8 protein-coding genes are annotated in these 11373 nt (G+C 38.7%); all 8 read right to left on the bottom strand.

Features of this window, described 5'->3' with window-relative positions; all coding sequences use genetic code 11:
- Positions 1–72: 72 nt before the first annotated feature.
- The 8 genes from ACFSUL_RS17150 to ACFSUL_RS17185 all read right to left on the bottom strand — a co-directional run bounded on the left by ACFSUL_RS17150 (position 73) and on the right by ACFSUL_RS17185 (position 11308).
- On the bottom strand, positions 73–1440 hold the full coding sequence (locus ACFSUL_RS17150; RefSeq protein ID WP_377937750.1) for a lysine N(6)-hydroxylase/L-ornithine N(5)-oxygenase family protein: 1368 nt from the start codon (positions 1438–1440) through the stop codon (positions 73–75).
- Complete coding sequence (locus tag ACFSUL_RS17155) at positions 1415–1969, bottom strand: GNAT family N-acetyltransferase (protein WP_377937752.1); 555 nt, start codon at positions 1967–1969, stop codon at positions 1415–1417. Before ACFSUL_RS17155 ends, ACFSUL_RS17150 begins: the two co-directional genes overlap by 26 nt.
- A 22-nt stretch (positions 1970–1991) precedes the next feature.
- Positions 1992–3791, bottom strand: coding sequence for an IucA/IucC family protein (locus tag ACFSUL_RS17160; RefSeq protein ID WP_377937126.1), 1800 nt, complete (start codon positions 3789–3791; stop codon positions 1992–1994).
- Positions 3778–5313: a pyridoxal phosphate-dependent decarboxylase family protein gene (locus ACFSUL_RS17165; RefSeq protein ID WP_377937127.1), complete on the bottom strand. Its 1536-nt coding sequence runs from the start codon at positions 5311–5313 to the stop codon at positions 3778–3780. Before ACFSUL_RS17165 ends, ACFSUL_RS17160 begins: the two co-directional genes overlap by 14 nt.
- A gap of 6 nt (positions 5314–5319) precedes the next feature.
- Positions 5320–6711: an aspartate aminotransferase family protein gene (locus ACFSUL_RS17170; protein ID WP_377937128.1), complete on the bottom strand. Its 1392-nt coding sequence runs from the start codon at positions 6709–6711 to the stop codon at positions 5320–5322.
- A gap of 700 nt (positions 6712–7411) precedes the next feature.
- On the bottom strand, positions 7412–8920 hold the full coding sequence (locus ACFSUL_RS17175) for a sodium:solute symporter family protein (protein ID WP_377937129.1): 1509 nt from the start codon (positions 8918–8920) through the stop codon (positions 7412–7414).
- Entirely contained in the window at positions 8913–9710 is a 798-nt protein-coding gene (locus ACFSUL_RS17180; protein ID WP_377937130.1) for a carbon-nitrogen hydrolase family protein, read from the bottom strand. Before ACFSUL_RS17180 ends, ACFSUL_RS17175 begins: the two co-directional genes overlap by 8 nt.
- Before the next feature lie 170 nt (positions 9711–9880).
- Positions 9881–11308: a sigma-54 interaction domain-containing protein gene (locus ACFSUL_RS17185; protein WP_377937131.1), complete on the bottom strand. Its 1428-nt coding sequence runs from the start codon at positions 11306–11308 to the stop codon at positions 9881–9883.
- Positions 11309–11373: the final 65 nt, after the last annotated feature.

Below are 11373 nucleotides of genomic sequence, written 5' to 3' on the forward strand. Positions count from 1 at the left end.
CTTCGTTTTCCATGTTGTTAAAAGCAATAATCTTTTAGAAAACAGCCTTATTATTTGGTGTCAATGAGTCTTTCACTTTTTTCCAGAAAGAGAAACTGGTCGAGACGATGTAGATGACGTTTTCGTTCCAAAGGTTTGGAATACATTCCTCGAATGAACGGGATACACTTCCCTTCCTGTAATCGTATTAATGATAATGGCGTTACGGTGTGCCCCAAGTCCCAGATCAGGTGCTCCTACACCATGGGTATGAACCTCTCCATTTTGCACAAAAATTTCATGCTGATCTTCTATATATGTTTCTAATCGATAATCTTCCTTCACTTTGTATCTTCCCTTTTCATCCCAGGCAATCCAGTCTTTCATTTCCGATAGAAACGCAGGAAAAGCTGGTTTGTAACCTGTTCCGAGAATGACAATATCAGCATTGCTCACAAAATATTTTTCCTTAATACGATGATAAGCGAGGAGTTCTAATGAATGTCCTTGTTGTTCAACGTCAACGATTTCCGTCATCGCCTGTAAGGAGATATCAGGCTCCTCACCTCCTACTGATCGTTCATATAAATAGTCATAAATATCGGCTATCGTTTCTGCACTAATTCCCTTATAAAGCAAGTCTTGTTCCTGTAAAAGATGATCCTTTTTTTCCTGAGGTAACTGGTAAAAGAACTCTGTGTAATCAGGGGAAAAATATTCAAGACCTAGCTTTGAATATTCCATCGGGAAAAATCCCCTTGACCGTGTATACCATTGCAAAGAAAATCCATGATTCTTTTGCTCTTTGGCTACATCTAAAAATACTTCCGCTGCACTTTGACCTGAACCAATAACAGCAACAGAATTTGCTTGTTTGCATATTTTTTTATTAGCTAAATAGTCTGCTGTGTGAAATACCGTTTTCCCTAGCTCTTTCTGGAATGGCTTAGGGACGGAAGGAACAGAACCAATTCCGATAACAATATGTTTGGTTAAGAAGAAATCAGTTGATTGTGTGGAGCTGTTCCATACTCTCACTTCATACACATATTCCCCATTTTCCAATGGAAATGGAACGACAGATTGAACATCCATGCCAAACTGACAATGCTCTAACTGTTCACTCACCCATTGGCAATAGTGGTTATATTCTTTTCTTGGTATATGAAATTTTTCTAGAAAATAAAAATGATATAACCGATTATGCTCCTCTAAGTAGCGGAGAAAGCTATAATCGCTTCTCACATCGACCATACTGACAAGGTCAGCAAAAAACGGCACTTGTAAAGTGGTTCCTTCTATCAACATTCCAGGATGCCAATCGAATGTTGACTTCTTTTCAAAAAATAAGGCGTTTACCTCAGGAACAGAATCAAGTAAGGCGGCTAATCCTAAATTAAAGGGACCGATTCCAATACCGATTACGTCATATAGATCATTTGATTTCTTTATGGAATCCAACATTTCCCCACCTCTTTTCATATTCTTTTCTCTCACAAAACATTAGCAGCCCGATTTTATCTGGCAATGTAATAGGTTTAATTGGTTTAAAGCCACATTTCTTAAAAACATGGATCATTTTGTCATTTCGAATATCCGGTTCAGCAATGACTTTGTCTGTCCTCGAGACCTGAAACTGAAATAACATCATTGCTCGTAACATGGGAAGGGAAAACCCTTTCCCCAGATACCCCTTCTCGCCTATTAACAAGTGGACACCTTGATCAAAAGGAGCCGATGAGTAAGTTGTTTCTACGACGTCCCCTTCTACCCAATAAGCTTCCCAGTAGCTTATCATCACGTCCTCAACATACCCTATATACAACGTTTGATGTTCATCTGATAAAGCTTTTTTTAAATGGCTACGAAATTGCTTCAGTGGTACATTTAAATTCCAAAACGGATGAACATGCTCTTGCATCATCCAAGTATGGATAAGCTCCACATCTCGCTCATACTCCACTTCCCGAAAAGCAATTGTTTTCTGGATTTCTTCATCAAATAGTTCAAAATTATAAGACATGATAGATTTCCACCTCTTTTGCAAGGGGGTTGTTCACCATTGTATAAACCGATTGAGCCTCCATTGGTCCAACTAGTTCATCCATATCATAAAAACGAGTCAATAGATTTGCTTTACAAGGAAGTACCGGTTGATATAATAGATTCCTCAGAAGATGGGAATCGTCTCCGAGTTGTTTCTCATGGTACTTTAATCGTTCTTTTACTACAGTCATTAGTCTCTCTTCTTCAATCAAGCCACTTACCCCAAATCCGTTAATCAATCCAAAAAGATGATTAAAGAAGAAATAGTAGCATAAACGCTCTTCTGCCACTTCGTCCGTACAAACCGTATCGCTTTGTTTATTTAAGTCCGGAAGCAGTTTCATCAGTTTTTCTACTTTAGACTCGCTATAATAGTATCCTTGATTATCCCTGTAATAAAAGGTCTCCGGGTAACCGTTTTTTAGTTGAATCACTGAGTTCTGCTGATGAGCTTCAAGGATGATACCATACGTTTGAAGCAACCAAAGTATAGGATCTAACGACAAAGATAAGTATTGGTTAAACCAATCTAGACTTACTTCATCCACTCTACGTTCCTCTCGCTTGGCGATACCTTTAATAATGGAATGGATTCGGTTATTTCCGCCGTAAGCCTGATCCTGACATAATGCTGCAATCAAGCTTGTTTGATTACTATTTTCATAGAATGGATTTTCTCTAATAACCACTTCGAAACCAGACACTTCCTCATTCAACTTCAGGTTCAAGTAGGCTGGATCTTGAATCACCTTAAAGTGCGGGAAGACTTTATCGAGTTCCTTTCCAACCTCAGTTTCTAGTAATCTAGAAACCTCCACACCTCTCGCTAGTTCTTTCTGCTGATTAATACGAAGAGAGTTTGTAATTTTGACAGGAACAGAGAACTTATACATAAATGGAGACTCTTTGCTATATACCGTTCTAAACGACGACGTAGCTGTAAATGATTTCCCAAGAGGACCATGGTATGCTAATTTTCCTTCTACCATTAGGTCTTGAACTTTTGATTTTTCTACTAACGTTTTCACTTGGATAGGATGGACAGGAAATAATATTCGTTCGCCTTCACTTCTTATCTCCTGCAACCAGTGTTGATCAACAGTAGAATCTTGTTTCAATTCTTCAAAAATGATAGAAGCAGCAGACAAGCTTTTACTAGAATCCTCTAAAACCAACGATTTCTCCGCGCTAAAGTAATGAAGCTGAAATTCACCCTTAAGCTCTGGCGAATACAATCGATCTTCTTTATCTGTCAGACCCTGTTTACTCTTCGGAGTAGGGTGAAGCAAATGACCAAATAAAAGGGACTGTTCTGCCTCTATGTAGTCAAACTCTTCATCTGTCAGGGCTTCCTTGTCCTCTACTCTGTTTTCAATATAGTTCTTTATACTTCGGCAGCTTAATATCACTCGTAAAAGAAGCTCCTCTTCCGCTTCTGTAACGTTTTTATCAAGTAAGAACTCTTTTACAATCAGTGAAGTAAGGGTAACGTAATCTATTGGCTTTATCTCTTCCTTGCCCCCGACCCGATAATAAATAGGAAAACCAAATAGATGGCGTTCCGTAAGAGACCAGTAGGTTACGGGTATAATCAATTCAATATGTTGCAATATCAATTTAGAAACGATAACTTTCTCGAATGAACCTGATATAGAAGGATGATCCTCATATTGGGTGCCATCAGTATAGTTACCTGTCTCCCGTAAATAGCAGTTTAGAAAGCTTTGCATCGTTGCATTCTCGGCAATTTCCTTAGGATTCTTCAATGTTTAAACCTCCATTCAGTAATTCATCCCCCATTTTTTCAATATCATGTAGAAGAGAATGAATGTCCTTAGGCTTTGTTCTTGGATTTAAGAGTGTTAATTTTAAAAAGGTCTTACCATTGACGGTTGTTTTTGCGATAACGCCTTTACCTAAATAAAGGAGTTGCTGCTGAATCGTTCTGTTTAACTCATTAACATCAATGCCTTCTATTTTTGGGGGCTGATAGCGAAAAATGACTGTATTGATTTCTGGCCTTGAATTCTGAATTGAAATGTTTTCCAATCCATCTATGTAGCTAGCTGTGTATTGAGCAAGCTTTACTGTATCGTCAATCAATCTTCCAAAAAGGTCGGTTCCAATCGTTTTTAAAGAAAGAAACAATTTCAATGCATCAAACCTTCTTGTCGTTTGAACGGATTTATTGACTAAGTTCAATATGCCTTCCTCATCATCCTCAACGGGATTCAAGTAATCAGCATGATAAGAAATGTAGCGAAAGTGCTTTTGATTCTTCACTAAAAATGCGCCGCAACTGATTGGCTGATAAAATAACTTGTGAAAATCCACAGTAATAGAGTCCGCTTTGTTCAGTCCCTTTAGTTTGTCTAAATGAGAATGACTTAGAATCAGTCCCCCGCCATACGCCGCATCTACATGAACCCAAATCCCATGTTCCTTTGCGACAGAAGTCAATTCCTCCAGCGGATCAATGCTTCCAAAATCAGTAGTACCACATGTTGCTACAAGGGCAAACGGTAATAAGTTTTCTTTCTCTAATTGACCTAATGTTTCTCTCACTTCTCTGACACTCATTCTATGATTCTCGTCCGTCTTCACTGTCACCACAGCTTGCTCTCCTAAACCAAGTTGAGAAGCTGCTTTCTTCACAGTGAAATGAGCTTCTTCTGAACAAATAACTCTTAATCGAGTAAAGTCTTGAGGTAAGCCCTCTTGTTGAATATTTTGATTCCAGTAAGAATGACAGAAGGCATCACGAGCTAGTAGAATTCCCATGTAATTTGATTGCGTCCCACCGCTTGTAAATACTCCACCTGAAGTAGATGGAAAACGTATTTTCTTCGTTAACCATTCCACCATTTCAGTTTCTACATATGTTGCAGCTGTACTCTGATCCCATGAATCCATGGATTGATTTAACGTAGCGATGATCAACTCCGCTACAACACCAGGAAGAAGAGGTGGACAATGTAAGTGAGCCATGCTCTTTTCATGAGAAATATGAAGACTATTTTTCAAAATAGGTGTTTCGATTTCATCTAGAACATCCTCAAAAGTTTGTCCTTCGGATGAAAAAGCCATAATCTGTTTAATCTCCTCTTCAATCCTAGTCGGATTTTTCCCGATAAAAGGCTGCTCCGCACTCGCATATATCTCTTGTAATTTTTTACTAACTTGGCTTACCAGTTGCGTAAAGGCGCCAATTCCTTCCTCACCTTGATGAAGAAAGAAGGAATCATAGTTCGTCGTGCACTTTTCTGCGTTGGGAATGGTTATAGTCATATGTCTTTACCTCTCAACAGAAGCAAGTACTGCTTCTTTAAAAATAGTAACGACCTCATCCACTTGCTCTCTTGTTATGATTAATGGTGGAAGAAAACGAACAACTGCCCCGTGTCTTCCTCCTACCTCAAGCATTAATCCCCGTTTAAAGCACTCACGTTGAATCTGACTAGCTATTTCAGGATTAGCAGGGAGGCTCCCACTAGACGATGAAGATTGAGTTGGGTCCACCATTTCTACTCCAATCATTAATCCCCTTCCCCTTACATCACCAATTTCAGGAACCTCATATTGAAATTGTGTTAATGCTTGAAGGAGTCTATGACCCATTTTCTCTGCATGAGCAACTAAATCGTTTTCCTTAATGAATTTTAGCGTTGCGGTACCTGCTGCCATCGCCATTTGATTTCCTCTGAACGTCCCAATATGGGCACCGGGCTCCCACGAATCTAAGTCTTGATCATAAATCACAACCGATAGAGGGAGACTTCCTCCAATGGCTTTTGAAAGAACCAATACATCCGGCACGATCCCAGCGTGCTCAAAAGAAAATAATTTTCCGGTCCTTCCAATTCCGGTTTGTACCTCATCAATGATTAATGGGATTCCTCGTTCTTGGGTGATTCTCCTCATTTCTTGAATCCACTCAATTGGTGCTGGAATGGCGCCCCCCTCCCCTTGCACCGTTTCAAAAATCATTGCAGCCGGTGGTAAAATCCCACTTTCTGGATCATCAAGTAGGTTTTCAATATATTGACTACTTAGAAGATGACTTTCTTCTCCTCCTTTACCAAATGGGCAACGATAAGTGTAAGGATAAGGCAAGAAATGTGTATCAGGAATTAATCCTTGAACATTCTTTTTAGGGCTTAGGTTCCCACTAATCGACATCGTCGCATGAGTGGCACCGTGATACCCTCCTTGAAAAGTGAGAATACTTTGTCTTCTAGTAGCTGTTTTCACTAATTTCAATGCTGCCTCAATGGCATCTCCGCCAGTAGGACCACAAAATTGTATTTTTGCTTTATCTTGAAAACCTTCCGGCAGGCTAGAAAATAATTCATTTACAAATTCCTCTTTAACTGGTGTCGTTAAATCTAATGTATGTAGGGGGCGTTTATCACGTATAACCTGTTCCATTGCACTAATCACGACAGGATGATTGTGCCCTAACGCTAAAGTCCCTGCACCAGCCAAACAATCTAAATACTTATTACCTTCCATGTCTGTTACATATATTCCCTCCGCTTTCCTTATAGCTAGTGGAATTCTTCTTGGGTACGATCTCGCATTAGACTCCCGTCTCTCTTGTTGATCGAGTAATTCTTTATTCGAATTTATGGTTTGAATGGTCATAAAAAAATCTTCCTTTCCTGTTTGATTGGATTCCGTTTTCATCATCATATTAATTGATAATGATTATCATCGTCAATGGTTATTGATACCCATTCTCAATTAGATATATTACTTACCTGATCATGTAAGTAAAAAGGTTGAGTATATCTAATTCAATGCGAGTCTAGTACGTTTTACAGGAGGCTAGTTATTATTCATGGTTCCTCTCATTTACTTATAGTGATAAAAATTAAGACAATTCTCATAGTTAGAAATAAGGGAATCGCTAGTATTTATGTTGAATAACTTTTAAAGACCTTCATAAAAAAATGTCAGTTTCCCAAGGAAGGAAAGGGACGGTTCTTGTGCTTCTTTAAAGCAAGAGAATGTGCTGCATTGAAGCGCAAGAACCGTCCCATGGCTTTACCCAGGGTTGCTGAAAAGATAAAGCTTTTGAAACCCCTGAAATTTTTTAAGCAATATACAGAAAATAAAGGAAGCTGATAACCTATATATAGTAGGCTGTCAGCTTCCTTCTCTAGTTAAATGAATTTTTTAGTGGCCCCTGCCTCTCCCTTGTTTGTCCCTTGCAAAATTGTGAAACAAGATTATTCGGGTAGTGCCACCCTTTACTAAACCTAATCCTCTGATTTATACCATTTAAAAAGCAAAAAGATCATCAAAGCAAGTGAACCAATCGTCCCGTAGAGCCAAATGGAAAGCATCTCATTAATCCACATAAAAATTCCTCCTCGTATTCTTCCTATTTTGCATTCTTAACAAACTTTTCTTCCTCAACAAAGGTAGAATCTTCATTGCCTTTCGTGAAAATACCCGTAAGAATCATCGCAAGTACACCAATACATACCGCACCAGCCCCTGCTGCCATGGTACTCGTAATCGTGCCACTCCATAAAATGAGAATATAAGAACCAACCCCACATACGAGTGATATTTTTGCCGCAGTACGTGTTGCAAGAGATGGTAAAAAGAGACCAATAAGTAACGGTCCAAGTGTACCGGATGCAACACCTGAAATTCCAATCCAAATGTACATCCCGATTGATGGTGGAGGATTGAGTACTAAAATATAAGCAATTACCCCGACAACTAATACTGTAATTCGACTTAAGCGGAGAGCTGTTTTTTCTGCCTGTTCTTCTGTTGCTTTAATAATACCCTTTGGAACAAGGTACTTTCGATAAACATCGTTCGCAACAAGGGTACTCATGACAACGAAAATGCCGTCTGTTGTACTCATTGCAGCGGCTATAACAACAACACCTAAGAATGCTGCTACAACAGGCGGAAAAGCTTCTAGTACATAGTTTAAAATTGCTTTATCAATTTCATCCACTTGAACTGTTGGAGTAGCTGCAGCATATAAGCCACCAAAAATAACTAAAATAAAACAAACCGATGCTCCTAAGTAAACAAGAATCATTTTACGCATATCTTTAGGATCCTTAAGTGCTAAAACCTTATTAAACAGCTGCGGTTGGGATGAAAATGCAAACTGAATTATAAAAGCACCTAAAATAGCTGGAACTGAATAGAAAACAATGGAAGAAGAATTTGTAATCGACACAAGGGTGTCATCTTTTGCTTTTAACGTGTTTGCAATTGTTGTAAATCCTTCCGTTAATCCGCCTGGAAACATCCAGAAAATTGAAACGAATACGAGTACGCCCATAATTGCCATAAGTACCGCCTGAGCCGCATCCGTATAAATATCTGCAAACGACCCACCTGTATACACATAAGCCACAACAAGAGTAGCAATAAGTGCTAAAGCAAGGCTATAAGGAATATCTAAAAGAGTGTTAAAAATCCATGCTCCTGCTGCAAACTGAGCAGCAATGTAAAAAATGTTAAATAAACAAACAAGCGCTGTCCCGACACGGATAAAATCACTGTTATAACGGTCACCTAACCAGTCGGCAAGCGATAAGGATTTTTGAGAAATGTTTAATTTCCTTGCTCGTTTTGCTACCACTATTAACCCAAGTGGAGAGGCGAAAATAAGTGTTAGGAAAATCCACAAGGAAGAAAATCCCCATTGATATGCCCAACCAGGGTAACCTATAAAAGTTGAAGCACTAAAAAATGTTGCCGCATATGCAAGCCCTAGGATAACAGGGCCTAAAGATGCTCCTGCAATACTAAAATCAGAAACGTTTTTTGTCTTTTTATAACCGAGATAACCAAGAAAACCTGTAATTAGTAAAAGGAGTGCTAAACCAATCCACATATAAAGTTGAACATCAGTCATTTCTTATTCCTCCTTTTTCATCGTAATAGGTCACATCCCGTAAGTAAGGAATAGCTTGGCGTTGTTTGACAACGGTTTCAAAATTAAGGTCAAAAAGAATGATGTCATCCTCTTTTTCTGCTTCCACAAGAACCGTTCCTTTTGGGTCCACAATTCGAGACATACCAGCGAATACCGTTTCATTTTTTTCCATTCCTGAACGATTTGATGCCAAAACATAGCAGCCATTTTCAAGAGCACGAGCACGTGTAGCAAGATCCCATGCATAGCTTCTTGCCTCTCCAAAGGCGGAAGAGTAAATCAAAATGTCTGCCCCATTTGCAGCTAAAAAACGTGCCGGTTCTGGAAACCCTACTTCGTAACAAATCAATAAACCAATCTTTACATCCCCTATATCGATAAGTGTTAACTCATTACCTTTCGTAAAACGATTTTTTTCTGTATCCCATAAATTTTGTTTTCGATAAGACCCAAGAACCCCTTTTGGACCTGTCATCACTGCGGTATCGTATACTAGCCCTCGGGAAATATGTCTTTCTAGGATACACCCAATAAGATAGAGGTCATATTTTTGTGATAATGTTGTCATCCACTCCGTTGTTTCACCTGGAATAGTTTCAGCAAGTGCCGCATCATGTTCTTCTACACGGTATCCTGTGTTAAATAGTTCTGGAAGGACAATCAGTTTTACCCCTTCTCTTGCGGCTCTTTCAATTAAACGTTCTGCCTTTTTTAAGTTTTCTAATTTATTCCCTAACACAGTGTTCATTTGAATACAACTAGCTTTCATTCCCGTCCCCTCCTCTCGATTATTGATGATTCACTAATAGTACTGCAAGAAGTATGCCAAAAGTAACTTCTAGTTATATCAGCGTTCTATAGAAAAGGATATGCATAATTGCATATAGAAAAAGGAGAAAAAAGAAAACCCTCTCTTTATGAAAGGATTCCAAATATGCGTTAGTGCATAGAGTCATGTCCTATTGCATACTGCTGAAGTTTTCGGCTAATTGTAGACTGATTAACGCCAAGTGCTTTTGCCATTTTTGTAGTAGTCCCATAGCGTTTCTTAGTAAGAAGCAAAAGTTCTTTTTCTACAAGCCATTGAGCTTCCTTTAATGGCAAGATATCATTGACTTCAACAAGGTGGGCTATTTCATGTTTTCGTTGAAACTCGGACGGAAGGTCGTAATTTGTAATCTCATCCTGTTCGGAGAGAATAGAAAGACGTTCTATCAGGTTTTGAAGTTCACGGACATTACCAGGAAAGTCATACGAAGAAATCGCCTTCATCGCTTCATTTGAAATTCGTTTGTTTTGCTGGAATTTTTCATTATAAGTGGTAAGAAAATCTAGTGAAAGTGGCAAAATATCCTCTTTTCGTTCACGCAATGGAGGAATATGAATCGGAATAACATGAAGTCGGTAATATAAATCCTGACGAAATTTCCCATTTTCTACATTTTTCACAAGGTTTTGATTCGTTGCCGCAAGAATACGAACATCTACTTTAATAGGAGAGGAACCTCCGAGACGGTGAAACTCTTTTTCCTGAAGAACACGCAAAAGTTTCACCTGTAGATTAACGGGAATTTCTCCAATTTCATCTAAAAAGATTGTTCCTTTGTGAGCAAGTTCAAACATACCTCGTTTTGTTTTATGTAAGGCACCTGTAAAGGATCCTGGTTCATAACCGAAAAGTTCAGATTCTAGTAAACTCTCTGGTAGTGCTCCACAATTCACTTTAATGAATGGCTTCGTTTTTCGTTCACTGTTTTGATGTATATAAGAAGCAATTACTTCTTTCCCAACCCCTGATTCCCCTGTAATTAAAACCGTGGCATTGGTTTTGGAAACTTTTTTTGCTAGCACACACACGTTATCCATGGCTTTGCTATTGTAAATAATGGTAGACTCTTGTTTTTCTTTTTCACGGAGCTCCTCAAGTTCCGTCCGATAGCCTTCCATTAACGATTTAACATTTTGGATTTCTTGTTTTAATTCTGTTTCTTCTGTGATATCACGAGAGGTATTAACTACGCGAAGAATGGATCCATCTTCATCTTTAATAGGTGTTCCAACGACAAGAAGACGTCTTCCTGTTTTAGTGGTTTGAATTGCCTGTACTTTTTCTTTTTTTTCAAGTACCAAACTCACAACGGACGGTGTAAAAAAACCTTTTTGTTCATGTTCAAAAGCCTTTTTTCCAACGAGTTCTTCAGGTTTAACGCCCCACATTTTTTCAGCTGCTGCACTTACACGAAGTGTCGTGCCCTCCCCATCTGCAACATAAATCACGTCAAAACTTGATTCAAATACAGCTTGTAAATCTTGTTCAAAATCACTAGAAACATCTATAAGACCCTGACAATTTCCCTCCTGCCCCATACTATTCACCTCTGATTGAACTTTTTGAATTTATCGATAATTATATCATGGGAAAGAGACAAAGA

It is taken from the genome of Bacillus seohaeanensis, from assembly GCF_042684945.1.
Taxonomy (GTDB): Bacteria; Bacillota; Bacilli; order Bacillales; family Bacillaceae_B; genus Rossellomorea; species Rossellomorea seohaeanensis.